The sequence below is a fragment of the Nocardiopsis sp. NPDC055551 genome, from assembly GCF_053619415.1.
The window spans coordinates 154,021-179,637 of the sequence record NZ_JBSHJJ010000008.1; the positions used below are offsets into that span (position 1 = coordinate 154,021).

The 25,617-nt window shown below is 69.5% G+C and carries 20 protein-coding genes; 11 read left to right on the plus strand and 9 right to left on the minus strand.

The window, feature by feature from the left end; genetic code table 11:
• Positions 1–113: 113 nt before the first annotated feature.
• The 4 genes from ACWGSK_RS16315 to ACWGSK_RS16330 all read right to left on the minus strand — a co-directional run bounded on the left by ACWGSK_RS16315 (position 114) and on the right by ACWGSK_RS16330 (position 4,107).
• Positions 114–563, minus strand: coding sequence for a hypothetical protein (locus ACWGSK_RS16315; RefSeq protein WP_452456133.1), 450 nt, complete (start codon positions 561–563; stop codon positions 114–116).
• A gap of 467 nt (positions 564–1,030) precedes the next feature.
• Entirely contained in the window at positions 1,031–1,777 is a 747-nt protein-coding gene (locus ACWGSK_RS16320; RefSeq protein WP_452456134.1) for a protein phosphatase 2C domain-containing protein, read from the minus strand.
• Between the two features lie 87 nt (positions 1,778–1,864).
• Positions 1,865–2,629, minus strand: a complete 765-nt coding sequence (locus tag ACWGSK_RS16325; RefSeq protein ID WP_452456135.1) for a L,D-transpeptidase family protein — start codon at positions 2,627–2,629, stop codon at positions 1,865–1,867.
• Positions 2,630–2,862: 233 nt separating this feature from the next.
• Positions 2,863–4,107 (minus strand): hypothetical protein, encoded by a 1,245-nt coding sequence (locus ACWGSK_RS16330; protein ID WP_452456136.1) that lies wholly within the window; start codon positions 4,105–4,107, stop codon positions 2,863–2,865.
• Between the two features lie 251 nt (positions 4,108–4,358).
• Between ACWGSK_RS16330 and ACWGSK_RS16335 the strand changes: the two genes are divergently transcribed.
• A complete protein-coding gene (locus tag ACWGSK_RS16335) occupies positions 4,359–5,312 on the plus strand; it encodes a CHRD domain-containing protein (RefSeq protein ID WP_452456137.1) in 954 nt (317 codons plus the stop codon).
• A gap of 151 nt (positions 5,313–5,463) precedes the next feature.
• Here ACWGSK_RS16335 and ACWGSK_RS16340 read toward each other — a convergent pair whose 3' ends face one another.
• Positions 5,464–6,681, minus strand: a complete 1,218-nt coding sequence (locus ACWGSK_RS16340) for a DUF418 domain-containing protein (RefSeq protein WP_452456138.1) — start codon at positions 6,679–6,681, stop codon at positions 5,464–5,466.
• Positions 6,682–6,968: 287 nt separating this feature from the next.
• Here ACWGSK_RS16340 and ACWGSK_RS16345 point away from each other — a divergent pair, with 287 nt between their 5' ends.
• The 8 genes from ACWGSK_RS16345 to ACWGSK_RS16380 all read left to right on the plus strand — a co-directional run bounded on the left by ACWGSK_RS16345 (position 6,969) and on the right by ACWGSK_RS16380 (position 14,187).
• Positions 6,969–7,964 carry a dihydroxyacetone kinase subunit DhaK gene (locus ACWGSK_RS16345; RefSeq protein ID WP_358508489.1) on the plus strand — a complete coding sequence of 332 codons (996 nt, stop codon included), beginning with the start codon at positions 6,969–6,971 and terminating at the stop codon, positions 7,962–7,964.
• A gap of 14 nt (positions 7,965–7,978) precedes the next feature.
• A complete protein-coding gene (locus ACWGSK_RS16350) occupies positions 7,979–8,608 on the plus strand; it encodes a DAK2 domain-containing protein (RefSeq protein WP_452456139.1) in 630 nt (209 codons plus the stop codon).
• Positions 8,609–8,705: 97 nt separating this feature from the next.
• The gene (locus tag ACWGSK_RS16355) at positions 8,706–9,482 is read left to right on the plus strand and encodes an SDR family oxidoreductase (protein WP_452456140.1); all 777 of its coding nucleotides are present in this window, start codon (positions 8,706–8,708) and stop codon (positions 9,480–9,482) included.
• A gap of 175 nt (positions 9,483–9,657) precedes the next feature.
• Positions 9,658–10,464, plus strand: a complete 807-nt coding sequence (locus tag ACWGSK_RS16360; RefSeq protein WP_452456141.1) for an ABC transporter permease — start codon at positions 9,658–9,660, stop codon at positions 10,462–10,464.
• Positions 10,457–11,356, plus strand: coding sequence for an ABC transporter permease (locus ACWGSK_RS16365; RefSeq protein ID WP_452456142.1), 900 nt, complete (start codon positions 10,457–10,459; stop codon positions 11,354–11,356). The genes ACWGSK_RS16360 and ACWGSK_RS16365 overlap by 8 nt, the downstream gene beginning before the upstream one ends.
• A gap of 3 nt (positions 11,357–11,359) precedes the next feature.
• Positions 11,360–12,367, plus strand: coding sequence for an ABC transporter ATP-binding protein (locus tag ACWGSK_RS16370; RefSeq protein WP_452456143.1), 1,008 nt, complete (start codon positions 11,360–11,362; stop codon positions 12,365–12,367).
• Positions 12,368–12,482: 115 nt separating this feature from the next.
• On the plus strand, positions 12,483–13,013 hold the full coding sequence (locus ACWGSK_RS16375) for a hypothetical protein (protein WP_452456144.1): 531 nt from the start codon (positions 12,483–12,485) through the stop codon (positions 13,011–13,013).
• Between the two features lie 235 nt (positions 13,014–13,248).
• Positions 13,249–14,187, plus strand: a complete 939-nt coding sequence (locus ACWGSK_RS16380; protein WP_358508477.1) for a DMT family transporter — start codon at positions 13,249–13,251, stop codon at positions 14,185–14,187.
• A 1,915-nt stretch (positions 14,188–16,102) separates the two neighbouring features.
• Here the strand turns inward: ACWGSK_RS16380 and ACWGSK_RS16385 are convergent.
• Positions 16,103–17,854, minus strand: coding sequence for a sensor histidine kinase (locus ACWGSK_RS16385; RefSeq protein ID WP_452456145.1), 1,752 nt, complete (start codon positions 17,852–17,854; stop codon positions 16,103–16,105).
• Positions 17,855–18,168: 314 nt separating this feature from the next.
• Here ACWGSK_RS16385 and ACWGSK_RS16390 point away from each other — a divergent pair, with 314 nt between their 5' ends.
• Both ACWGSK_RS16390 and ACWGSK_RS16395 read left to right on the plus strand, forming a co-directional pair.
• Positions 18,169–18,987 (plus strand): hypothetical protein, encoded by an 819-nt coding sequence (locus tag ACWGSK_RS16390; protein WP_358508473.1) that lies wholly within the window; start codon positions 18,169–18,171, stop codon positions 18,985–18,987.
• Between the two features lie 364 nt (positions 18,988–19,351).
• Positions 19,352–20,446, plus strand: a complete 1,095-nt coding sequence (locus ACWGSK_RS16395) for a hypothetical protein (protein WP_358508471.1) — start codon at positions 19,352–19,354, stop codon at positions 20,444–20,446.
• A 515-nt stretch (positions 20,447–20,961) separates the two neighbouring features.
• On the opposite strand, the gene ACWGSK_RS16400 is transcribed toward ACWGSK_RS16395, so the two are convergent.
• The 3 genes from ACWGSK_RS16400 to ACWGSK_RS16410 all read right to left on the minus strand — a co-directional run bounded on the left by ACWGSK_RS16400 (position 20,962) and on the right by ACWGSK_RS16410 (position 25,461).
• Complete coding sequence (locus ACWGSK_RS16400; RefSeq protein ID WP_358508469.1) at positions 20,962–22,707, minus strand: LCP family glycopolymer transferase; 1,746 nt, start codon at positions 22,705–22,707, stop codon at positions 20,962–20,964.
• Positions 22,708–23,213: 506 nt separating this feature from the next.
• Entirely contained in the window at positions 23,214–23,888 is a 675-nt protein-coding gene (locus tag ACWGSK_RS16405) for a hypothetical protein (protein ID WP_358508467.1), read from the minus strand.
• A 385-nt stretch (positions 23,889–24,273) separates the two neighbouring features.
• Positions 24,274–25,461, minus strand: coding sequence for an ROK family transcriptional regulator (locus tag ACWGSK_RS16410; RefSeq protein WP_358508465.1), 1,188 nt, complete (start codon positions 25,459–25,461; stop codon positions 24,274–24,276).
• Between the last annotated feature and the right edge of the window lie 156 nt (positions 25,462–25,617).

Sequence of the window (25,617 nt, forward strand, 5' to 3'; positions counted from 1 at the left end):
ACCGGTCGCCGACTCGGGGATGTACCACCCGAACGATTCGGCGCGGGACCCACCGCGCTCTCCAAGGGGAATGTCGCCTGGGACCGGTGCCCGTCACGGTCCCAGGCGAGTGGTCAACTCTCGTCCCGCTCCGAGGTCGCGCGCAGCCGGGCGTCCTCGGCGGCACGGGCCGCGCGGCGCAGCCGGTGCCAGGAGGTGGCCCAACGCAGACGTTCGCCCTCGTCGGTGCCGACGCAGGCGGTCACGAAGGCCATCAGGAACACGTAGCCGGGGAGTTCGGTGCCCTCAAGGGCCCGGCGGAACTTCTCGGCGCTGACCACGCCGCCGCACTTGAACTCCAGTTCCAGGTAGGACCAGTCGCCGGCCCAGGCGAGGTAGCGGCGCATGGTCAGCAGGAACTCCGCGGGGTCGCGGGCCTCCATGGGGTTGGGACGCTGCTCCGATTCGGAGTGGGTGTCGGTCGTGGGCGTGCTCATGAGGTCGACCCGGACACGGGCCACCCGACCGGACCTGTGCAGCGAACGGTTCGGGCCTGTCGGTTCGAGGAGGTCTGGGACACTCACTCGGTCTCCTTTTCGGCTGTCGTGATGACGGCCAAGGGCATGGAAAGGGCACTCCCGCGCTCGTACGACACGAGCGCGGACAAGGGTGTTTCGTGAACGTCGACCGTCGGATTGGGATGTTGTGGCGGGAACACCGACCGATCGGTTACAGGGAAATGTACCGGATGAAGAGGACGCGCGAAAGCGCTTGCCGCCTGGGTTCACGGGAGGCGTACGTCTCTTTCATGCAGGGGAGCTTCGGTACGTGACGTCCCGTTGGGGTCTTTTCTAGGAAACCGGCGCAAAGGTGATCTGGGGCACCGGCAAAAACGTCTGCAATGTCGGTAACTTTCTTTTCCCTGTTCACTCTGGCGTGTCGAGAAAACGATCTTTCTCGTGGATGGAATTGAAAGTCCGAAACTGGATATCAGGCCTGGCCGAAACTAGGGCTTCCATGGCCGAAGGTCCCACCACGATCGGTTCCAGGATCAGGGGTTCCACCAGAGGGCGGTCGCGTCGTCCCGAACCTTGCCGCGTGGGAACCGCAGACCCGAGGGGTCGGCCCCTTCCAGGGATCGCACCCGCTTCAACAGGGCAGCGGGGCCCTGTTCCCGGGCCAACTCGAAGATCCCGGACCAGGAGAGGTCACCGAAAACCTCCACCGACCGGCTCGCCCCGTCGGTCATCGCCAGGAAAGGCGCCCGGGGCAGCGTGCCGGTCAGCGCCTCTTCGGCGGCCCGCGGATCGGCGCCCGCCGTCCAGAACCCGTTCGGAACGTTGCGCCAGGCCCTGATCGCGGTACCCGGACCCACACGTGGGCGCAGGTCGTCGAGACGGGTGTCGGCCACCACCCGGATCCGACCGTCGGCCTGGGACAGCAGCACGGAGTCGGACAACACCAGGTACTCCAGGGCGTCGTCGTGCACCCGGACCGCCACCACCGTCGCCGAAGGTGTCTCCTGAACGGTGAGGTCGCAGGTTCCCGAGTGCGCGGTGGACACGGCCGTGATCGCCTCCACCAGCGCCTCACGCATCGGCAGACCGGACTCCATCCCCGCCAACAGCAGGGCCCCGAGCCTGTGTGTGTACCAGGCGACCCCGTGCGAACAACCGTTGTCCTCGTCCCGCGGGGCGCTGACGCCATCGAGCAGCACCGCGGACGTGGTGGTGACCGCGGCGAAGTCCTCGTTGGGACGGTCGGGGGTACCGGCTTCGGTTGCGAGGAGGAAGGGCACGAAGCGGTCCTACCCGGGACAAGGGCCCGCATCCGTGTCGGCGGGGTCGTCCGGATCACACCGGCCGACCCCGCGTGGACGATCGGCTCAGCGCACCAGGACCGTGGCGTGGATGTCCAGGTGACCCTGCTCCCACAGCCAGTCCATGGCGGCCAGGCTGACCCGGGCGCAACCCTTGGAGGCCGGCTGCGCGGGGACGCTCGGGTAGCCGTGCACGGCGATGCCGCCGTTGAAGTACTTGGGTCGGTAGAGCGCTCCGTAGGGCCCTGGGTCCCAGGAGTCGACCTCGCGGAAGACCGGGTAGGAGCCCTCCGGGGTGACGGCGATCCGCTCGTCGCCGTCGGAGCCCTCGTAGGGCTGACCGGATCCGGTGGAGGTGTGGATGACGCGCTGGACCTCGCCGTCGGTGACGACCAGCAGCAACTGCCGTTCCAGGTCGATCTCCACCACCGCGCCGGAGTCGGAGGAGGCGGAGGGGACGATGCCCTCGTCGAGGACACCGCGGGTGGCCGGGCCGACGATGCCGTCCCGGTCGATGCCGGCGGCCTTCTGCAGGGCCAGGACCGCGTGCTCGGTGTGCATGCCGAACTCGCCGTCCGAACCGTCGATCCAGTAGCCGAGTTCGTTCAGCCGGTCCTGGAGTGCGCGCACCTGCTCACCGGAGTCACCGGGCCGCAGGTCCGCGGTGATCGCGGTGGCGGACGGGGCCGCCGCCGAGGTGGAGGCCGGGGCCGGTGCGGCGTGCGCCGGGGAGGCGATCAGGGAGGCGCTCAAGGCCAGGGCACAGGCCGGGCCGAGGAGGAGGGTCGTGCGGACGGGGTTCCTTGCGAAGAGTGATCGAGGGGAGACCATACGTTCCATTTACCCATAGATTCGGGTTTCCCGGGCCTTCGCCCCGGAAGCTGTGGACAACTCGAATCGACCTCGAATCGACATCGCAGGTCATGGCGTTCCAGGGCCGGAGAATCGAGACACATGGCCCGCCCGGACGGTCGATCGACGGTGGCCCAAGGCGCTTCGATCCGATGCCACGACGACCTGCCGGCCCTATCCACCGACCCGACCTGCCGGGTCGGGTCGGGAACTCAGGCGAACTTGGAGCTGCGCACCGGTCCGGAGGTCATCGAGGGCAGCCTCGGGCCGTCCGCCCACCTCCGTGCCACCGCCTCGGTGAAGGACACCACCTCGGGGTCGCTCTCCTGCGGTTCGGCCGCGACGATCTCCTCGGCGATCTCCTCCTCGGGACGCTCGTCGACCGGTTTCCGGTCGAGGTCGCCGTCCACGACGCGCAGGCTCTCGTCCCAGGGAGGGTTCACGGTCTGGTGCAGCACCGAGACCACGTCGGCGGCTACACCGGGTGGGTCGGTCCAGCAGGAAGCGTGCTCGAACAGGACCTGGCCGGGCGAACGAGGAACGAGGGCCCGACGAAGTTCCATGTCGGTGTCGGTGAGGTCGTAGGCCACCACCAGGGCGTCGGATCGTTCCGGTTCGATGGGGACCACGGGTAGGTCGAGCAGCCGTGCGGTGGCGAGCCCGAGGATGAGGCTGGAACGGTCCGGCAAGGGCATCACCGCGTCGGGAACGCGACCGCCGGCGGTGAGGACCGCGGCGAGATCGGCGATTCCGGTGCGGCAGCTCTCGTAGCCGTCGCCGAGATAGGCGAAGCGTCCGGTCATCCCCTCGTCGAAACCATACGGAGAGACCTGGCCCAAGACAGCGCCCGTCAGCGCGAAATGCCATCCACGCAGATCACGGTGGTCCATGGGGCCGGCCTCCCGGGCCGCCTCGGCCCTCTCCACCATGAGGGCGATCCGGTGATGGGCCAGGTCCCAGGACTCGTCCTCGGGGGTGGAGAGACGGTCGAGGAGCTCGCGCGCGGCGTCGATGTCGCCGGAGCACAACGTGTTGTACGCCAGGAGGTATCCGCCGGGCCAGTCCGGAAGTGGGCCGTCCCAGGCCCGTAGCTCGCGTGCGGCGTCCTCGTGGCGCTCCAGGTCCTCCAGGGCCGAGGTGAGTTCCCACAGGATCGGGACGGCCTCCGGCGCGTTCACCCGGCCCGTTCGCAGCGCGGGGACCGCAAGGTGCGGCAGGCCCGCCTCCAGACACGCGTAACCGAAGTCGTAGCAGGCCTGCGGGGTGTCCGGCCGTTCGACGAGTGCCTCCGCCGCCGTGCTGAGGTCGGGGAGGTTCGCCGCGCGCCCGACCGCGCCCACGAAGCGCCCGACGTCGGCCGGGCGGAGGTCGTCCGCCCGGCCGCGTAGTGAGTTCACCGCGGAGCCCACGTCACCGGACTCCAAGGCCCGCCATGCCTGGTCGAGATCTGCCGTCAAGATGTCCCTCTCGTCACTCGGGTGCGGGATACCGGACCGCGTCCCACCACGTTCCGATGACCGCCCGTGGCGCGGGGTTCTGGGGAACACGTTCCCGCGGTTCGAGGGTACGAAGCGGGCCGAACGCCAGTTCCGCGATGCGGAGATGTGGTGTTTTTGCCGAGAGTTGATGACTCAGAGTGAATGTGGGAGCGAGTTCCGTTGCATAAAGGAGGGTCCGTGCACATTTCGCCGAATGAGGGGAAGCGGACATGAGGATGACGGTGGGTCGGATGACCGTGACGATGGCCGCGGCCGCCGCGGGTCTACTGGCCGCGACGCAGTCGACGGTCGCGCACGCGGAGCAGACCGAGGGGATGGAGCCGACGGGCCAGGCCGAGGCGACCGAGGGGACGGGCGGAACGGAGGAGACCGAGGGCTCCGAAGGGGGCGGCGAGCAGGAGGTCCAAGAGCCCGAGACGTTCACCAGCGAGTTCACGGTCGACGCGACCCCGGACATGGTCGTGGACGCCGAGAACCAGCCGGTCGACGGCGAGGAGGGCGCGACCGGGACCTTCGGACTGCGGCTCAACAGCGATGAGGAGATCATCTGCTACGACATCGAGTTCTCCGGCGTCACCGAACCCTTCGAGAGCTCGGCCGAGACCGCGACCCACCTTCATGAGGCGGCCGAAGGCGAGTTCGGTCCGCCGCGTGTGGTCTTCCCCGACCCACAGGACCAGGGTGACGGCACCTTGGTCGGCTCCGGCTGCGTGCAGGGACCCTTCACCACCGGTGAGGAGGACGCGGAAGCGGGCACGGACACCGGTGAGGGCTTCACCGTCGCCCAGATCGAGGAGAGTCCCGAGAACTTCTACGTTGACACGCACACCGCCGACTACCCGGACGGGGCGGTCCGCGGTCAGCTCCCGGCCGAGGAGAGCGGCTCCGAGGAAGGCTCCGGCGGTGGCGAAGGCTCCGGCGGTGAAGAGGGCAGTGGGTCCGAGGAGGGCGGTGGATCCGGTGACGGTAGCGGCTCCGAGGGCGATACCGGCACCGAAGGTGGAGATACCGGTACCGAAGGCGGTGAAGAGGGCGGTGGATCCGGTGACGGTAGCGGCTCCGAGGGTGACACCGGCACCGAAGGTGGAGACACCGGTACCGAAGGCGGGGAAGGCTCCGGTGGCGGCAGCGGCACCGAAGACGGTGGCGGAAGCACCGAGTGACCGATCCGCGCCAGGACGGCCCGACCTTCGGCCGTGAGGCGACGTGGCGGGGCCCCGACCGATCGGGTCCCCGCCACGGCCCCGACCGGTCACGGATGAACGCCGTCATGCCCCGCGGCGCGGCTCGCAGCCTTGGCGGCCACCTGATCCCCTAGGAGGACTTACCCTTCTCGACGGCGAGGCGACGTGCCCGACGCCCTCCGTACACGCAGCGCCGCATCAACTGGTCGAGGGGGCCCGGGTGGTCGCGCGATTCCAGGAAGGCGGCCACCAGCAGGCTCACCGACCACGCCAGCGCGGCCACCACGAGAGCCCCCGCGGCGCCCACCGCGTCGCCCAATCCCACCAACTGGGTGTGCAGGGCCACGGCGACCAGGACCGAGTTCAGGAGATAGAAGGTGAGCGAACGCTTGCCCATGGCGGCGACGGACATGGTCAGTGGGCCTTGGGTCCGGTCCAGCCTGATGCTCCACAAGGCGAACAGGGCCGCGTAACCGGCGCCGCCCAGTACCCCGGTGAGCACCTGGAGGGCCATGTACAACCCCTCGGTGATCACGTCCGGGGAGAGCACGCCCACGGCGGTCAGGGCGGAGGGCACCGCACTGAGCACCGACACGCCGATACCGATCACCGCGATCTTGGTGAGCAGCCCCTTGTGCGCGGCCGGGTCGTCCAACAGCCCGGAGCGGCCCGCCCGGTAGCCCAGGACCACCAAGAGCAGCAGCGGGTACGCGAAGGCGATGAACACCGGGCCGAAGGGCAGCCCCACCACGCGGCCGATCCAGTCCTCGACGGTCAGGTATCCGGGCAGCGCGTACCCCTCCGGTCCCTGCGTCGCGCTGCCCACGCTCATCCCGACCATCGCGACCGGCACGGTGATCGCGTAGAACACGGCGAACACCACCGCCGCCCGCACGATCGCCTTGTCGGAACGCAGCAGCAGCCAACCGGTGACCAGCGCCGCCAGACCGTAGGACGTGAGGATCTCGCCGGGGAAGACGAGGAAGGCGTGCACGGCGCCGAACAACAGCAGGAAGAAGCCCCGTCGTCGCAGCAGCCCGCGGACCTCCTGGTCGGAGGTGCCCTTGGCGCGCTGCCGGGAGACCATCCAGGCCATCCCGTAGCCGAACAGGATGGCGAACATCGGGAAGGAACGGTTGTCCAGGAACAGCGTGGTGAACAGGGCGGCGATCCGGTCCTGGACGGGTTCGCAGGACACGTCCACACCGAATCCGACCCCGGAGTACACACCGGCGTAGGCCATGGCGATGAGCAGCAGCATGACGCCGCGCGCCAAGTCGGGGGCGAGTTTGCGCGCCGCCCTCGGCGCAATCACGGAACCGGTGGAACCGTCCGTCGGTGCCGACATGTCGACATGTCCTCTCTCGGTCGATCTCGATCGATGTGTTCCCGGGCCGGGTGCTGCCGGCGGACCTCAGTCTCCATCCGGGGAGGGGGCCGGCGCATCGGTCGGCAGGCCGGCCGACCGGCCGGATCGGGGCCGCCACGGTAGGTCGGTCGGCCACGATCGGATCCGACCGACGGGAGGGCCTCGGAGTGGGGAGCCGTCGAAAGCGGGTAGGTCGTGTGGGCGGGGCGCCCCGTCAGGCCCACGGCGCGGTGCCCCGCCAGAACCTCGACGATCCGGGAGGCGGCATGAGCCGGTTCTTCATGAACGAGCGCGAGACCCTCGTCGAACAGGCGTTGGAGGGGCTCGTCGAAGCCCACGGCGGCCTGGTCGACGTGCACACCGATCCACTGTTCGTCACCCGGCGCGTGCCCGCCACGGGCAAGGTCGCGCTGGTGTCGGGCGGTGGTTCCGGGCACGAACCCCTGCACACCGGCTTCGTCGGCCAGGGCATGCTCGACGCGGCCGTGCCGGGGGACGTCTTCGCCAGTCCCACGGCCCTTCAGGTGCGCGCGGCGATCCAGGCCGCCGACACCGGTGAGGGAACGGTCATGGTGATCAAGAACTACACCGGCGACGTCTTGAACTTCTCCATCGCCGCCGAACTCCTCTCCGAGACGCACCGGGTCGAACAGGTGCTGGTCGATGACGACCTGGCCACGCAGAAGGAGGACGAGGGAGGACCCGGCCGGCGCGGAACCGCCGCCGTGGTCGCGGTCGAGAAGATCTGCGGAGCGGCGGCCGAGGCGGGTGCCCCCGTCGTCGAGGTGCGGGAACTGGGCCGGCAGGTGGTGGCGCGGTCGGCGACGCTCGGTGTCTCGTTCGAGGCGTGCACCAACCCGATGACCGGACGGCGCTCCTTCGACCTGGAGCCCGAAGAGATGGAGTTCGGCGTGGGCATCCACGGTGAACGCGGCATCGAGACCAGACCGACCACCGGTGCCGCGGAACTCGTGGAGAGCCTGGTGACGCCCCTGGTGGAGTCGGTGGGGCTGCGCCGTGGCGACTCGGTCCTGGCGATCGTCAACGGACTGGGCGCCACCCACGGACTCGAACTCGGAGTGGCGGCCCGCGAGACCCGACGGGTCCTGGACGGGCGGGGGATCGGTGTCGCCCGCTCCCTGGTCGGCCCGTACGTGACGTCGTTGGACATGAAGGGGTTGTCGATCACGCTCACGGCTTTGAGCGACGACCTGGTGAAGTTCTGGGACGCGCCGGTGCGTACCCCGGCGCTGGTGTGGTGACGGGAGTGGTGGACATGACGGGTGACGGGAACGCGGCCGACCTGACCGGCGCGGAGACCAGGACGTGGCTGCTCGCGTTCGCCGAACGGGTGATCGCCGACGCCGACGAGCTCACCGAACTCGATCGGAAGGCCGGTGACGGCGACTTCGGATGGAACATCTCCTCCGCGCTCAAGCGGGGCCGGGAGGGGTTGGCGGGGATCGATGGCGACCACCCGGCCCAGGTGTTCCAGACCGTGTCCGACGCCTTCCTCGCCTCCGGTGGAACCAGTGGTCCGCTGTTCGGGCTGTGGTTCGGTCGGCTCGGTTCGGGACCCTCCGCGCCCTGGGACGTGCCGGAGTTGGGCGCGGCCTTCGGCAGGGCCACCGGGGCGGTGCGCAGGCTCGGCAAGGCCGAAGTGGGGCACAAGACCATGGTGGACGCGATGGCGCCGGCGACCGACGCGCTCACCGAGACCTCCACGGTCGGCTGGCGGGAGGCGGTGTCGGACGCGGCGCGAGCCGCCCGCGCGGGCGCGGACTCCACCGGTGGGATGATCGCGCGCCGAGGACGAGCCAGCTACCTGGGCGAACGCGCGCAGGACGTGCTCGACCCGGGCGCGGTGGCCGTGGCGTGGTTCTTCGAGTGCGCCGAGGGGGCCTGAGGAGAGGGTGTGCCCCGGGGCCGATAACCTCCCGTTCCGCGGACCGAGAACACTGAGAACGCGGATCGAGCACGCGGAACGGGAGCGAGGGACGGGCATGAGCGAAACCAGGGCCGATGCCGGCGACCACAGGGGCGACCACAAGGTCATCGTGATCACCGGGGCCGGCGCGGGGATCGGCCGCGTCACCGCGCGACGCCTCCTCGACGAAGGTCATTCGGTGGTCCTGGCGGGCCGTCGTGCCACCACCTTGGCGGAGACCGCCGAGGGCCGTCCCGGGGCGATCGTCGTGGAGACCGACGTGACCTCGCCCGACTCGGTGCGGTCGTTGTTCCGGGCGGTGCGCGAACGACACGGTCGCGTGGACGTGCTGTTCAACAACGCCGGTGTGTTCGGGCCCGCGGCGTCGGTGGACGAGGTCACCGACGAGGACTGGCGGGAGGTCCTGGACACCAACGTCACGGGGGCGCTGTACTGCGCCCGAGAGGCCGCGTTGCTCATGCGCGATCAAGTACCCCGGGGCGGCCGGATCATCAACAACGGGTCCATCTCGGCGCGGGTGCCCCGGCCGTCGAGCGTGGCGTACACCGTGAGCAAGCACGCCATCAGCGGACTCACCGCCTCCATGAACCTGGACCTGCGTGGTCACGGCATCGCGTGCACCCAGATCGACATCGGCAACGCCGCCACCGCGATGACGGCGGAGTTCGGTGCCAACGCCCGCCAGGCCGACGGTTCGGTGCGCCCCGAACCCACCATCGACGCCGCGCACGTCGCCGACACCATCGCGCACATCGTGTCCCTGCCGTTGGACGTCAACGTGCCCACCCTGACGGTGATGGCCCGGGAGATGCCCTTCGCGGGCCGCGGCTGACCTCGGTACGTCGACGAGAATCCACGCGCCCCACCGTTTCCGGACCTCCCGAAATCATGGGTGGGGGCGTTACCCGTTGTGCTAACGTCGCTTCCTCTAGGCGACCCGGACCTGGCCCCCTGGCCCAGGGACGTGCCGATTGCACGTTCTTCAGCCGTCAAGGGGAGTCGCGCCCATGCGTGTCCACTTCGCGGTGTACGCCCGAGGGCTACGCCGCCATTCGACCCACCGTGCCGCGCTCGTCGCCGGCTTCATCACCAACTCGGTCTTCGGCGCCATCAACGCGATGGTCCTGCTCGCGGTGTTCTCCGCGCGCCCACAGATCAATGGGTACGACGCCTCCGACGCCGTCACCCAGGTGTTCGTCGGGCAGATGCTCATCACGGTCACCATGATCGTCCACACCGGTCCCTCACTCGACCTCGCCGAGCGCATCCGCACGGGTGAGGTCGCCAACGACCTGCTCCGCCCGATCTCCCTCCAGGGGTGGTGCCTGTCAGAGGACCTGGGCCGATCCACCTGCGGTTTCCTCTTCCGCGGGGTGCCGACCTTCCTGGTCGGCGTGGTCCTGTTCGACACGGTGCTGCCCTACGAGATCACGGGCGCGCTCGCGTTCCTGACCTCGGTGGTCCTCGCCGCACTGGTCGGCTTCGCCCTGCGCTACCTGTACTCGCTCTGCGGGTTCTGGATGTTGGACAGCCGTGGAGTGTGGGCGGTCGCCGGGCTGGTCGGGCCGATCCTCGCGGGGATGATCCTGCCGCTGCCCCTGTTCCCACCGGCGATCGGAGACGTTCTACGGCTGCTGCCGTGGGCGTCGATGGTGCAGATCCCCGCCGAGATCCTGCTCGGCAAGGAGTCACTGCCCGGGGGTGGAATTCTGAGCGGTCTGGCCCTCCAGGCGCTGTGGGCGGCGGTGCTGCTCGGTCTGGGGGCCTGGATCACCGCCACGGCCACGCGCAGGGTGGTGATCCAGGGTGGCTGACACCAAGGGCCGCGCCGGAATCCCCGGGGACGGGTGGTCCGAGCCCGGAGGTGGGCGGACCGGTCGGGTCCGGTACACCGCCACGACACTCCTACGGCCGTTCGCCGACTACCGGCGGCTGGCCTGGCTGTGGGTTCGGGCCTTCGCGCAGTATCCGCTCTCCCTCGTGCTCATGTCCTTGGCCGTCACGGTCAGCGTCCTCACCCAGGTCGGCGCCGTGGTGATCCTGTTCGGCCACGCCGGCACCCTAGCCGGATTCAGCGTGATGGAGGGGTTGTTGGTGTTCGGGCTGGCTTCGAGCGCCTTCGGGACCGCGGACATGTTCGCGGGTTCGGTGGAACGCCTGGGAACCCACATCCGATCGGGGACCCTGGACACCATGCTCATCCGGCCGGTGTCCCCACTGGTCCAGGTGGCCGCGGACGAGTTCTCACCGCGACGGTTGGGCAAGGTCGTCCCGGCCCTGGCGATCCTGGGGGTCGCCCTGTCCGAGGTCGACGTCGAGTGGTCCGTGGCCAAGGTGGGACTGCTGGTCCTGATGGTGCTCTCCGGCACGCTGATCTGCGCCGCGATCTGGGTGATCACCGGATGCCTGCAGTTCTTCATCGCCGGTGCGCGTGAGGCCGCCAACTCACTCACCTACGGAGGGCAGGCCCTCACCGAATACCCGATCGCGATCTACGGGCAGGAGATCGTCCGCTCGGTCACCTACGTGGTGCCGCTGGCCTTCATCAGTTGGCAGCCGGCACTGCTCGTCCTCGACCGCCCCGACCCCCTCGGAATGCCCGAGCAGCTGCGTTACCTCGGGCCGGTCGTCGCGGTCCTCCTCTGTGTCTGCGCCGCCCTCACCTGGCGGTTCGGGCTGCGTCACTACCGATCCACCGGGAGCTGAGAGATGACCCCGAACGAGACCCTCCACCGTGAGGCACCCGGAGAACCGATCATCGAGGTGGTCGGTCTGGGACGTGACTTCGTCCTGTCCGAAGGCCTGTTCCTGCGCCGGACCCGCCGCCGGGTCAGCGCGGTCGGCGACGTCACCTTCACGGTCCGGGCCGGGGAGATCGTCGGATACCTCGGTCCCAACGGCGCCGGGAAGTCCAGCACCATGAAGATGCTCACCGGCATCCTCACCCCCACCTCGGGGACCGTTCGGGTGGCGGGCCTGGAACCGGCCCGCCGACGCACCCGGTTGGCCGCGGAGATCGGGGTGGTGTTCGGACAGCGCACCACCCTGTGGTGGGACCTTCCCCTGCGCGACAGCCTGTCCCTGACCCGGCACCTGTACCGGGTACCGGAACGCGAGCACGCGGAACGACTGGCGGAGCTCACCGAACTCCTCGAACTCGGCCCCTTCCTGGACACGCCGGTCCGACAACTCAGCCTGGGCCAGCGCATGAGGGGCGACCTCACCGCCGCCCTCCTGCACGCTCCACGGCTGCTGGTCCTGGACGAACCGACCATCGGGCTGGACGTGGTGAGCAAGTCGACCATCCGCGAGTTCCTGCTGCGGACCAACGCCGAGCGGGGCACCACCATCCTCATCACCACGCACGACCTGGGTGACGTGGAGCGTCTGTGCGACCGGGTGATGGTGATCGACCACGGTCGGTTGGCCTTCGACGGCGGCCTTCCCGAACTGCGCGCGACCGTGCCGGTACCGCGGGTCCTGGTGGTCGACCTGGCGGCTCCGGCGCCGAGGATCGAGGTTCCCGGGGCCCATACCGTACGGGTAGAGGGGCCCAGGCAGTGGTTGGAGCTGCGGGACAACCCCGCCAGGGTGATCGCCGAGGTGGCCGGGGAGCACGAGGTGGTCGACCTGACCCTGCGCGAACCCGACATCGAGACGGTGGTGTCGTCGCTCTATCGAGGGACGGTACCGGTGGAGCGGGCGGACGGAGCCTGAAGCGTGTGGACGCGATGTGACGTGGCGTTCGGACGCGGTGGGGGAGTGGGCACCACGCGTGGTGGTGGTATCACCACTATGGAATCCGAGGACGGTACCCGAAAGACTCGGTCGTATGGACAGAACCCTTCCGAGCCCGGTGCGTTGGTCCACGTTCCTGTGGGCGTCGGCGATCGCGGCGGGCATCATCGAGACCTCCCTCGCGGTGGCGCCCGGGCTGGCGGAGGGCGCCGCGGTGCCGTGGCTCGCCCTGTCGGTCCGCGGGCTGCTCTACACCTTCTCCGCCCTGTTGGTCGTCTGGTTCGCCAGGGGACACCACTGGTCCAGGGTGACGCTCGTGGTGTTGATGACCGGTGTGGGTCTGGCGAGCGTGCTGGCGTCCATGGGGCTGGGGGTGCTGTCCGGCCTGGGTGTGTTCGCCGGCCTCGGTTATGAGGGCCCGGGTGCCGCGTTGGCGCTCCGGGTCGTCCACACCGTCGTGTACGTGGCGGCGGTCGTGGTGGCCACCGTGATGGCGTTCCTCCCGGCTTCGGGCCGCTACTTCGCCGCCACCGGTGTCGAAGACGATCCCCTCCACTCGGAGAACGTCGGACGATCGGACGTTGAGGGCACCGTCATCGACCGCGCCCTGCTCGCCGGCGGCTGATCGGCCGAGCCACAGAGCCACAGAGTCACCGAGCCACCGACCGGTTCGGCCTTCGGGCCACGGACCGGTCGTCCACAGGGTGAGAGTCGGCCTGTCCTCGCCCGATGTGTTCGGCCTACCGCGGACGTATGGGGAGCTTCGCTCTTCGCGCGCCTCGGCGTGCCCTCCCACCACCTTCACCACCTCTCAGCCGTCCGGTTGCCGCGCTTCGCCCCATACCGGGAAAATGGTGCACATGACGCTGCTCTCCTACGGCATGTGGCTCGGGGTCACGTTCGGTGTGCTCTCCTGTGTCGCGTACACGGTCGCCGCCGTGGCCCAACGCAGGCTCGCGGTCCGGCTCTCCGCGCCGCTCACAGGAGGACGGCAGTTCGGTCTGTTGCTGCGGCACCCGCTCTGGTGGGTGTCACTGGTCTTCAACGGAGGTCGTGCCGGGTTCCAGGTGGCGGCGGTCGGTTTCGCCCCGCTCACCGTGGTGCAACCCCTCGGCGTGCTCGTCCTGGTCTTCGGTATCCCCTGGTCGGCCCGGCTGGAGCACCGGCGGGTGAGCTCGGCGGAATGGCGTGGGGCCGCCTTCACGATGGTGGCCCTGGGCGTCCTGCTCGCGGTCACCGTCACCGGGGACGTGGGCGGGGTGATGTCGGAATCGGACTCCGTACTCGTCGGGGCGGGCACGGTCCTGCTGATCTCCGCCGTCGCCTGGTTGGCGGGCAGGATTCCTTCGATGGCCTGGCGAAGCTATCTGCTGGCCGGGGCCGCCGGGGTCGCGTTCGGGGTCTCCTCGGCCGCGGTGAAGACCGCCGTGTGGGCCTTCGGAGACTTCGGGGTCACCGCGTTCGTCCACCCCGCGACCCTGGCCACCCCGGTGATCGCGGTCTTCGGGCTCTTCCTGGCCCAAGCCGCCTACCAGGGTATGGATCTGGGCGCGCCGCTCGGCATCACCACGCTCGCCAATCCGGTGGCGGCGGCGGTCGTGGGTGTGGCGTTCATGGGGGAGACCTACGCCGGCGGCGTTCCCGGCGCGGTGACCGCCGTGGTCTGCGCTCTGGTCGCCGCACACGGGATCCGGTTGCTCACCGTCCGCTCCGATGGTTCGTCCGGCCCCCTTTCCGAGACCTGCGAACCCGGATCTGCGAAGTCGGAGCCTTGGTCCGGTCTCGACCGCCGCCCCTGACCGGGCCTCACCCCGATAGGCCCTCGAAGTAGCCCCTCGCACCCCTGCGGAGAGCTGGGCCCACCTCCTCCCTCTCCGTTTCGACGGTGGCCTCGAACGCGTTTTCGTTGCGTTGTTTCGTCACTATCGTGATACGTCGAGCACATTGCGTAGGCGCTGTTTCGTCGCCCCTGGCATGCATGGAGCGTTTCAGGTGGCGGTGACGAAACGAACGGATCAGAGTTTCATTCGTGCCGCACGAGCCGCCTGAAGCCATGCTCCCGCGTTGGTGACGCCCCTCATGGGCCGGCCCGTCACCGCTCCGGCCGACCACGTGCCCGACAGCCGACGGCACCATCGACCCGCCGGAGCGGACCATCCTGTTGGTGGCGCCCGAGGCGCACCGACCGGCCCACGCGAGCCGAACCCGCCCGAGCCCGTGGGCACCCTCCTTCGGCCCGCGACCGCGCGAACAGGCAGTCGGAACGGGCACGGCGCCGCGCCCCCCACCGCGGCGCGCGAGGTGGATCCCGGACGATCCGAACCGGGCATCCTCGATGGACCGGCACCCGAGGGCGTCTCCACCGAGGTGGTCGTGGTCGACGTCCTCTCGACCGCCATCGAACCGACCGGCGACGGCTTCCAGGGGGACACCGCCCCCTGGCCGCCCTCTCCCCGCTCCGAGATGGGCCTTCCCGGCGACCGTCCATGTCGGATCGTCGATCTCCGGTGGTCACATGTCCGGATCCCCTGGGTTCCGTACGCATCGCCGTTCCTCCTGGGGGCCGCTCGTCGCAGGGATCGACCGGCGCCCGAACAGAGCCGTCGCGCGATCGGGACGCTCGTCGGAACGCCGAGCCGGCCTCTCGCTCGGGTCACCCGGGGTGGTCTTCTCGTGGGTCGGGCACAGGGTCTCGCCGGTGACGTTCGCGCACCTGGAGACCCCTTGGCGGCTCTGACCCTCGGACGCGGCGAGCCGTCGTGCCTTCGCGCCCCCGACCTCGATGGGCGGGTGCGCGTCGACACGAACCGGCCGGGTGGGACTCTTTCCGGCCCGCCTTTGGCGGCCCCACCGGTGGACGTCCCCCGAGGCGACCTCATGATCCGGACCTCGGCGCGATTCCCTCGTGCGGGCACCCCCGCGGTGCCGTTCGTGGTGCGGACCCCGGCGGAACGGCGGCTCGAACCTTCGTGGGCCGTGACCAGTGCGGCCGTGGCGTCGCGGTACGCGTCCGGTCTCGCGCTGAACGCGGTGACGCCGGGTGGGCAGAGGGTCGTCGCGAGGTACCTGTCCACCTCCAAGGAGGTCGCCGGGTACGTGTTCGGGCTCGGCGGCATGGCCAATCTCCCTTGTGGTGATCGCATCGACGCACCCCGGCCGTATCGAGACCGGAACGGTCGCGTCGGTGGTCACCCGGCTCGATTACCTGAGGACCGTTTTCCGCACCGTTCTTCGCTGTTCCCGTCGTTCCTCGAATCGGTGTCGACGGCGGTTCCGAACATCGGTCCTGGTCGCTCTGCTGGAACCTCCTCCGGGGTGTCGGGTGTTCACGCGTCGATCGGTCCAAGGCATGACCTGGAGCTTCAGGTCGGGGGACCGGGATCGGCGCCGGTCCGGGTGGTCGCACCCCGACCCCCGTCACCGTCTTCGAAGGCTCGGGACGACCCGGCTCCGATCGACCCGGTTCCGTCCTCGGCCCGGCAGCGCGCTACCGGTGTGCGGTCCACCGGCGGTAGCGGTATCGGGGTCGAGGCGGTGAGGGACCGATGGTCGGGTCGAGGTGGGCAACGGTGACCTCCCGCCGAGCGGGGACGGGGGAGGGACCGGATGGTCTTCCGGTGCCCCCACCTTCCACTGAACACGACCGGGGATCGACTGCCAAGCCCCGATCTCCGGCCTGTGGACAACCCTTCCGAACCCGGAAGGGTGTCCGGTTCAGTACAGGTCGAGATGCGGTTCCGGAGCCGGATCGGGAACCGGGACCTTCCAGGTCAGCACGGTTCCGGAGACCTCACCGCGCCTGGCCTCGAACTCCCCGCCCAGGGCCAGGGCCCGCTCCTTCATGTTGCGCAGCCCGCTGCGGCGACCCGTCTCCGGCAACCCGATCCCGTTGTCCGTCACGCTCAACGCCAGGGTGGTCGAACGGCCGGTGACCGCCCTCTCCTCCACGACCACGGACACGTGTACCTCCGAGGCCTGGGCGTGTCGGGCCACGTTGGTCAACCCTTCCCCGAGCACCGCCAGGAGTTGCTCGCCCACGTCCTCGGGGACCGACGCGTCGATCGGCCCGTCCAGACCCACCCCCGGATGACAACCGAGACTGTGCGCGGTGTTCTCCGCCAGTCGCAGGATCCGACCGCGCAACGACGTGTCCTGCCGACTCGGTGGGTTCTGCAGGTCGAAGATGGTGGAGCGGATCTCCCTGATGGTGCCGTCCAGCTCGTCGATGGTGAGCTGGACCCGTTCCTCGGCCTCGGCGGAATCGATCAGCCGGACCGTGCTCATCAGGGTCATCGCCGAGGCGAACAATCGCTGGATCACCACGTCGTGCAGGTCCTTGGCGATCCGGTCGCGCTCCTCCAACACCACGATCCGCTCGGTGTCGCGGCGGGCGTCCGCCAACTCCAGGGCGACCCCCGCCTGCGCGGAGAACGAATGCAACATCCGGCGGATGTTGGCGTCGAACGGAGCCCGTTCGAGGAGCTTGCCGAGCAACAACACGCCTCGGGTGTTCCCCGGGGTGCCCAACGGCACCAACAACCCGGGACCGTACCCGCGGTGCGTCAGCATCGGGCATTTGGCCTGCCGTAGATCGGGAATGGTGACGGCCTCCCCGGACTCGTACACCCACCCACAGACGGAGTCGTGGATCTCGACCGGCGTCCCCAGGATCTCCTGGGCGACCGGACCATCCGCGAACTCCGCGAAGAGGTGATCGCGCGCGTGCGGGTCGGGCAGCATCACCACCGCCGTGTCCGCCCCGCTGATCTCCCTGGCCTGGGCCGCCATGTAGGTCAGCACCTGGTTGGTGTCCGCGCCCGAGAGCAATCGCGTGGTGATCTCGCTGGAGGCGCCCAGCCAGCGTTCGCGCAGCCGGGTCTCCTCGTACAGGCGGGCGTTCTCGATGGCGACGCCGGCGGCGGTGGCCAGCGCGGTGACTATCGCCTCGTCCTCCTCGTCGAACTCCTCGCCGTTCTCCTTCTCCGTCAGGTAGAGGTTGCCGAACACCTCGTCGCGGACCTGGATCGGCACCCCGAGGAAACTCGACATGCCGGGGTGCCCCTCGGGGAACCCGCCGAACTCCGGGTGGTCGCGCAGATCGGACAGGCGCAGCGCGGCGCGGTCGTACAGGGGCGCGCTCAGCACGCCCCTGCCATGAGGGAAGCGACTGATCCGTTCGACGTGCTCCCGGCTCAGCCCCACGGGAATGAACTCGGTGAAGTTGCCGTCCTCGCCGATCACTCCGAGTCCGGCGTACCTGGCCTTCGTCAGCTGTGCGGCGGCCTCTGTCAGCCTGCGCAGCACGGTGGCCAGGTCCAGATCACCACCGATGGTCAGCACCGCCTGGAGCAGGGAATGCACTCGTCCCTGGGCGGATGGTCCTGTTCGTGCCCCGGAACGCATCTCCGCGAGGAGTTCGCCCAGGGGCTTGGGGGACAACCGGTGGCTCTGGGGGATCTCGGTCATGTGTGGTTCAACCTCCGCAGAGCCGTTGAGGGGTTGAGGGCTAATACTCGAATTGTCGTTGGTTTTTTCCCGTTTTGCCACATCTGGCTGCTCTGAAGCCTGTCTGTGGGGCGGATAAATTACTTCGAAAACGCGGACGACGGTTGGGTAATTCATGCTAACGTCGCGGTCAGTCAGCGCGGCAAGCCCTCTCTGACCTGGAGTCGAGCATCTGGAACACGATGTTTCCGGTGCCATTCACATGAACCCCACAGGCTGTCGGGACCCGGGCATCGCCTCGGGGAGGACCCACGGTACGGCGGAAGGAAACCTCGGTGTCTGGATACCACGGTACGGTCGGCGCCACCGGCGTCGGTCCCGCCGTGTGGCCGGAACCACTCCGCAGGGTCCTGCTGCTCGCGGGGTTGGTCACCGCGATCCTGTTCACCGTATGGCTCTCCTCCGCTCCGGCACACGCCGAGGAACTCTCCCTCTCCGAACCCGCGCTGCCCTCGACGGGCGCCGTCGTGGAACGGGCGGAGGGACTCGGCCCGGTCGGTGACACCGTCGCCGAGGTAGGGGGCCACGCGACCCGAGCGGTCGGCGGTGCCTCGGAGGCCGCACAAGCGCTCCAGGCCAAGACCCCGGATCCGGTGCCGCACGTTCACGAGGCCGTGCGTTCGGCCTCGCTGCCCGAACCGGGTGGGCTTCCCGAGACGCTCGCCCCGGTCACCGGTCAGGTCGACCACCCCGAGTCCCAGGACACGGACGGCCCCGATGAGACCGGCGTGACCACCGAGACGGGGCAGAACCCCGAAGAGCCCGAGGTCGAAGAGACCATGGCGCGCCTCGATGCCCCGCCTCCTCACGAACGGGCCGTCCCCGACCCGGTCCAGGCGACCGATGTGGCGGACTCCGACGACGAGAGTGATGTCCTGGGTCCGGACGTCCTCGACGCCTCCTCCGCCGGCGGTGCCGCGCCCGCCACGGCGCCCACCGCCACCGGCGGCACCGCGACCGCGCACGCCGTCGCCGGCTACCTCGCCACCGCGGCCGCTCCGGCACCCGCCCCCGGCCTGTTCGAGGCCGCCCGACACGTCCTGCGTTCGGCGCCCGTCGAACCCACGGACGAGTCCACCTTCTCCCCGGACTAACGGACCCCCACAGGTCCACCGCGCCGCCACGCCCCGAGCGTTTCCACACGCTCCTCATTCCTTCGGCGTCCCACCGCGCGCGATCGGCCTTCTCCCGGCACACCCTTCCCAGCCACGCGTCTGGGGGCTGACGTGAGCCCCGCACCTCCTGCGAGGTTCACGTCAGCCGGTGGTCCGCCAGACCGACCGACTGAATCCGGCAAGAACCGACCCCGCCCCTTCCATGGGCGCGATGGTTCGACCGCCGGAACAAGCCTTCCGGCCCCGATCCCCCGGCCAGGGAGACGGGCCACCGTGACGGGGCGTGACATCGCCCCGCCGCACCCGAATGAACCGACACGAGAACCACTCTGGAAGGACACACATGTTCCACACCGCCCGCTCCTCCGCCCAGGCCATGCTGTTGGCGGCCGGCACCGCCGGATTCGTCGCCCTCGGCGCCGGGATCGCGGGGGCCGACACGCTCGGCGGTGTCACGGACGGCCTCCCCCTGGGAGACCTGGGAAACCAGGTCCCCACCGCCCTGACCGAAGGCGTCGGTACCCCCGTCGGTGACCTGGTCCAGGTCCAGCCCGGCGAGATCTCCGCCCAGCCCGATGTCCAGCACCAGTCCGGAACCCCCACCGACACCGTCGGACACGTCGTCGGTGACGGTGTCTCCGCCGAAACCCCGATCGAGACCGGCGAGGAGAACGCCGCCGAACTCGGCCCGCTCGGTCTGGACGGAGCCACCGAGACCCTGCCGCTGACCGACGCGGCCGGGGCCTCCCCGGTCGGCGGTGCCGTCGACCCCCTCTCCGGGCTGTTGGGGGGTACGGGGCTGCTCGACGCCCTCCCCCTGAGCGGTGGCGGACAGACCCTCCCGCTGAACCACTCCGAGTCGCCCCTCGACCTGGGGCACCACGCCTCCGTCGTCGAGGACACCGCGGGTGAGTTGGGGAGCCGGGTCAAGACCGGGGTGCAGGAGACCGACGCGCACCTGGTCGGCCTCGACGAGGTCGACCTCGACCGGGTCGGTGGGACCGTCCCCATGAGCGACCCCGTCGGGCTCGACGCGGGTGAGAACGCCGACCTGACCGGCGGAGTCACCACCCTGTTGCCCGCGGACGTCGCCGAGACCCTCCCGATGAGCGGATCCGAGGACCTGGCCGCCACCGATGTGGTCGACGGCGTGGACGCAGGGGCGCTGAACCAGGCCACCGAGCCCGTCACCGACACCGCCGCCGAACTCGAACTGCCGCTCCCCGTGGGCGACTCGGCCGGGACCCTGCCGCAGAGCGGTGCCACGGACCTGGTGGGCGATCTGCTGCCGCAGACCCCCGGCGGCGACCTCGTCGACGTCCAGGGTCTGCCTCAGTTGGGAGAGCCCCAGGTCGGCACCGACCAGTTGCCCGTCTCCACCGACGAACTGCCCGTGGCCGAGGGTTCCGCCGCGGACCTGGGGTTGGGCCTGAGCTGATTCCGAACGTGCGCCCACCCACAGCGGTGGGCGCACCACCTTGGGCGATACGCGTGACCGCCTCCGTCGATCGGCCATCGGGTTGAACTGTGAGGGTTCCCCGGAATCCGCCGGTGGGCACGGGTCGGCTCTCGCCGCCCGAGGTGCGCGGTGTGCCCCGGCCCAGGAGGCCGGGGGCGCGCCGAGTCCTCACCCGGACCGCCCGCTCCGGTCCGGGGAGAGAGGACGACACAGGGGTTCCGAGAGCGTTCGGGGCGTCGGGGCGGACCCCGGCGCCCCGTTCTCCCGCCGCGCATCGGGTGCCGCACATAGGGCGCGGTCGGCTCCGGCCATGGGGCGTTCCGATCCGGTGCCCTTCCCCTAACCCGTGGTCCTCCCCGAACCCGTGGTCCTCCCTGAACCCGCGGTCCTTCCCGGACCCGACCGGCCCCCTCGACCCCACCGAACCCGTGAACGCCGAAGGGCCCCGCCGTTCACGGCGGAGCCCTCCACGTCGAGGTCGATTCGTGTGACCGCTACCAGTCGTCCTCGCCGGTACCGAACCCGAGCCCGTCCTCACACGGGTTGGACGTGGCGTCACGGCCCTCGCCCGGACGGGCGGACGGCGATCCCGTCGCGTCCTCCTCGCCCACACCCTCTTCCTCCAGCGCCTCGCCGTTCTCCACGACCGACCGGTCCACCGGGGTCGGAGAGGACGTCGGCGGCTCTTGCGGGACCGAAGCGTCATCGGCGGCGAGCAGTTCCGGCAGAGGACGGTCCTCGCGCACGGCCCGGAACAGTTCCTCGGCGTCCTCCTGGTTCCACATGACCCGGTTGGGGTCGTACGGAGCCTGGTACCAGGGCACGGTGTGGAACTCGATGTCGGACAAGTCCACGTCGGCCATGGTGACCGCGATGGACAACATGCGATCGAGCGAGAGCTCACGGTCGGTGGCGCTGTGTTGGGCCACCGCCTGCAGGACCCCGTTGAGCTTGCGCGGGCTGGCCAGCACGTCGCTGCTGGTCACCTGGTCGGCGAGCGCCGCCATGAACATCTGTTGTCGGTCGATGCGGCCGATGTCCCCACCGTCGCCGATGTCGTAGCGGGCCCGGACGAAGGACAGGGCCTCCTCCCCGCGGAGGGTCTGCTGACCGGCTTCGATGTCGAGCTTGGACCGCTCGTCCCGCATGGGCTCGGGGATGCACATGTCCACCCCACCGATGGCGTCCACCACGTCTCGGAAGCTCGCGAAGCTCAGGTGGACGAAGTGGTCGACCCGAATGTCGGTGAGCGACTCGATGGTCCGCACGACACAGGGCGGGCCACCGTGGTACATCGCGGCGTTGATCATGCCGAAGTAGCCGTAGGTGCCCTCGGTCTTGGCGTAGGCGTCGCATTCGGGAAGCTGCACCAGGGAGTCGCGCGGGAAACTGATCACCGACACGCGTTTGTCCGGCGAGATGTGCGCGAGCATCAGGGAATCGGAGCGTTCGCCCTCGAACTCCTCCGTGTAGGCGGGACTGTCCTCCTCGTATCCATCGGATCCGATGAAGAGGATGTTGACCGCGTCGCTGATCTTGTCCGGTCGGTCCTCCTCGCTGAGTACCGAACCGATGTCGTGCTGCGTCATCTCCGAACGCAGTGAGTGGTAGTAGCCGTAGGCGGTGGCGGCGCCCAGACACAGGAGGATCGCGACCGAGGCCGCGGTCCACAGGACGACGCGGCGCAGACGGCGGTGCCCCTTCTTGCCGGTCGCCACGGTGGCCGTGGCGGTGGCGGCGGACTCATCACCGGCTCCGGTGGCGCCTTGTTCCTCGCCGCCTGCCTCGCCGTCCGTCTCGGGTGCGCTCTCGGGGCTCGCCCCGGTGACGTTCGAGGTGGCCTGGGCGGTCACTTCCTCGGCGCCTTCGGACGGTTCCGTCTCGGAGCTCTCGGCACCCTCGTCATCCGGAGTGGTGTCGTCCTCGGTCCGGTCCCGCGAAGCGTCCTCACCGGACTTCTCCGTGGCCGCCACGGACTCGTCGACGTCGTCGACGACGGGCGCCGGAGCGCTCTCACCATCAGGCGTACTCACACCGTCCGGTGCCGACGCTCCGTCCGTTGCCTCTTCCGGTGCCTCGTTCGGATCCTCGGCGCGAGGCTCCTCGGCCACGGTCTCGGGTCCCCCGGGACCGTCTTGTTCCTCGGAGTCTCTCCGGTCCTCGGACACGGGATCGTTCTCCGGGATCTCGTCTGGTGTCTGGTCCGCGCCGGAATCGGCGGAGTTCTCGTCAGCGGGCATCGTGACAATCTCGGTGAGTTCGGACGGCTGGACGTGCCAACGGACGGACACCGACCCGAGCGGGTCTCGCGTCCGGATCCGAGGAATGGCGGAGGTCGCGCAGGGGATGCGCGCGGGATGTCCGGAATCCGGGCCGAAAAGTCATCGAGGGAAGATGTGGCACCCGTGGAAGAGGGTGCGGCACCGATGGGCAGGGGGCGGCTAAGACACCAGAACCCGCGCGTGGCAGTGATCCTAGGTGAAGTTCTCGCAGAGTGCGCGTTCGGGTTGTCCACGCGCGCGGTTCCTGACCACAATTGCGCCGCACAAGTTCCTTCGTCGGATGGAAGTCCACGGAGGTTTTCCTGCCCGACTTTCTCACGTGTGACCGCAAGAATCACTTCTGACCCGCCGTGGGAACATCGGTTCGGAGCGTCCCGGTGGGCGTGCGCGCAATGATGCGGTTCCGCCTGGAGAACGCTCCCGATCGGGGTGCGTGGAGTCGCGTGTCCCGTGACGAACCGGGGTCAGTCGTCCCAGAACGCGCTTTCCTTCTCAGGGCTCGCCGGTGTGGCGGTGCGTCCGCTGGTCTTGCCGGAGGGCTTGGTGCCACCCTTGGTCGTCTTGGTGGTCGTCTTACGGGCCGGGGTGCTCTTGGCGGGCGCGCTTCCGGTGTGCCGGGGACGCGCGGTGACGGAGCTCTTCTCGATCGGCGCGGCGGGCTTGGGCGTCTCCCCGGAGTGGATGCTCAGGGCCTCTTCCTCCACGCTCAGCATCTTGCGCATCGCGGAGGGGATCTCTGGGAGGCGGTCCGCTCGCAGGTGGGCGCCGAGGACGTCCAGAGCGTGGTCGCACAGGACCCGCTTGGCGGTACCGGAGCCGACGCCACTGAGTTGTTCGACCTCTGGCAGTTCGTGTTCGCGCAGTAGCCGGACGACGGCGGCGAGCCGTTCACGCGTCTTGCGGTCGGTCATCGACATGACGGTGAGCTCGGCGTCGCGCAGGAACTCGGTCTTGTCGCCGTCGCCGTCACGTTCGGCGATGAACGCGCTGGTGAGACTACGGGCGGAGTTGCGGGTGCCGGACCGGAGCTCGGCTCGGCGGATCTGTCTGGCGTGCAGGGCCGTGACGACGGCGCTCGTGACCAGGCTGATGCCGGCACCCAACAAGACGAGCACGGCGGGGTTCTCAAGAATGTCCACGGGAGGCCTTTCCGGACGGGGCCGCACGGGGCAGGGGTTGCGGAGGTGGGGGCGTGCGGGGAGGTGCTCGGGTGCGTGACTATTCGGTAGTTCGGTACATCTTGTCAAGTGTCATGACATGCCGGGCACACGAAAATAGACGCCCCCGCAGATCAGGGAGGCCGGTGGGGATCGGTGTCGAATCGCCCTCGCCCATCACTTACCCGGGAGTTCGTGGTCGAACACGACCGTCCACAGGCTGTGGATAATCGCCCCGCCCTCCAGGTCGTGAGCCCGCCCGTGCTCCCGGCCGGGGCCGTCCATGAGTCGACCCGAGCCGATCCGTGACATCCGGGGACCGGTTCAGGACGGGCCGAAGCGCCGGCGGAGGCCCTGAACCCTCCGCCTAACCCGCGAGCAGCTTGTTCACGGCGTCGGGGGAGAGGACCTCCTCGGTGACCATCGCCGCGCATCCGCGAACCCCGGCGTCGTCCCACAGGGTGCTCGGAACTATCCGCAAACGGCGAGTGGACAGCGCGGTGCACTGTTGGAAGACCACCTCGCGCACCCCCGCGACCAGGTGGTCGTAGGCCCCAGAGAGGTCGCCGCCGAGCACGATCACCTCCGGGTTCAGTAGGTTGACCGCCCCCGCGAGGGCCTCACCCAGCCGTCGCCCCGCGTCGCGTACCAGGGTCACGGCCACCGGATCCCCGTCCTGGGCCAGCGTCACCAGCTCCGGCAGTCCCGCGACCGCCCGCCCTTCCCGCGCCGCGAGGGTCAGCAGGCGTCGGCCACCGATCACCGCCTCCAGGCAGTCGGTGTTGCCGCAGCGGCACGGCAGGCCGCCACCGTCGCGCACGGGGATGTGCCCGAGCTCCCCGGCCGCGCCGAGGGCCCCGCGCAGTAGGTTGCCACCGGAGATCAGCCCCGCGCCGATCCCCGTGGAGACCTTCACGAACATCATGTCGTCGGTGTGGCCGTGGCCGCCCGAGATGTGCTCACCCAGGGCCATCACGTTCACGTCGTTGTCCACCATGACCGGGACCGGGAAGCGTTCGGCCACGAGCGGGGCCAGGGCCACGCCGGCCCACTTGCCCAGGACGGGCCGATCATCCGCCCGACCCGCGTGGAACTCCACGGTTCCGGGCAGGCCGATCCCCACGCCGTGGACGTCGTCGGGGGAGCGTTCGAGGGACGCGATCTGTTCGCTCCATGTGTCCAGTAGCCAGGGCACGGTTGCGTCGGGTCCCTGTTCCATGTCGGGCGAGCCCGGCGTGCGGACCAGCACCCGACCGTCCAGATCGCACACGGCGGCCTGGCTGCGGACCATGCCCAAGGCCCCGGTCAACACCAGGCCGTGGGAGGCGTTGAACTCCAGCAACGTGGGTGGCCGGCCACCACTGGAGGCGGCGCGGGTGCCCTCCGTGACCAGGCCGTTCTCGATCAGCTCGGTGATCCGCAGGGCGACGGACGGGCGCGAGAGGCCGGTCGCTCGGGCGATCTCCGACCTGCTGGTGGCGCTTCCCGTACGGATCATCTCCAGGATGTGGCCGCTGGTCGCGGTGGAGGACAGGCGTCCTGGGGTTCTGGCCATGCCTCATTGAACCATTCACCAGGTCGGTCGCCGTGAAGACCGTGTGCTTATGTAAATTATTGTTCTGAAGTGTGATTGGTTTTTTACCATAGTGGGATTAAGGTCGAAACAGGGTCGTTGGTCCCCCCGGCCACGACGTTCCGGACCCCGCACCGG

Coding starts and splice junctions, on each gene's coding strand:
- ACWGSK_RS16325 (WP_452456135.1), bottom strand. CDS start 2,629: ATGGTCTCCCCTCGATCACTCTTCGCAAGGAACCCCGTCCGCACGACC.
- ACWGSK_RS16335 (WP_452456137.1), top strand. CDS start 4,359: ATGAGGATGACGGTGGGTCGGATGACCGTGACGATGGCCGCGGCCGCC.
- ACWGSK_RS16340 (WP_452456138.1), bottom strand. CDS start 6,681: ATGTCGGCACCGACGGACGGTTCCACCGGTTCCGTGATTGCGCCGAGG.
- ACWGSK_RS16345 (WP_358508489.1), top strand. CDS start 6,969: ATGAGCCGGTTCTTCATGAACGAGCGCGAGACCCTCGTCGAACAGGCG.
- ACWGSK_RS16350 (WP_452456139.1), top strand. CDS start 7,979: ATGACGGGTGACGGGAACGCGGCCGACCTGACCGGCGCGGAGACCAGG.
- ACWGSK_RS16355 (WP_452456140.1), top strand. CDS start 8,706: ATGAGCGAAACCAGGGCCGATGCCGGCGACCACAGGGGCGACCACAAG.
- ACWGSK_RS16360 (WP_452456141.1), top strand. CDS start 9,658: ATGCGTGTCCACTTCGCGGTGTACGCCCGAGGGCTACGCCGCCATTCG.
- ACWGSK_RS16370 (WP_452456143.1), top strand. CDS start 11,360: ATGACCCCGAACGAGACCCTCCACCGTGAGGCACCCGGAGAACCGATC.
- ACWGSK_RS16375 (WP_452456144.1), top strand. CDS start 12,483: ATGGACAGAACCCTTCCGAGCCCGGTGCGTTGGTCCACGTTCCTGTGG.
- ACWGSK_RS16380 (WP_358508477.1), top strand. CDS start 13,249: ATGACGCTGCTCTCCTACGGCATGTGGCTCGGGGTCACGTTCGGTGTG.
- ACWGSK_RS16385 (WP_452456145.1), bottom strand. CDS start 17,854: ATGACCGAGATCCCCCAGAGCCACCGGTTGTCCCCCAAGCCCCTGGGC.
- ACWGSK_RS16395 (WP_358508471.1), top strand. CDS start 19,352: ATGTTCCACACCGCCCGCTCCTCCGCCCAGGCCATGCTGTTGGCGGCC.
- ACWGSK_RS16400 (WP_358508469.1), bottom strand. CDS start 22,707: ATGCCCGCTGACGAGAACTCCGCCGATTCCGGCGCGGACCAGACACCA.
- ACWGSK_RS16410 (WP_358508465.1), bottom strand. CDS start 25,461: ATGGCCAGAACCCCAGGACGCCTGTCCTCCACCGCGACCAGCGGCCAC.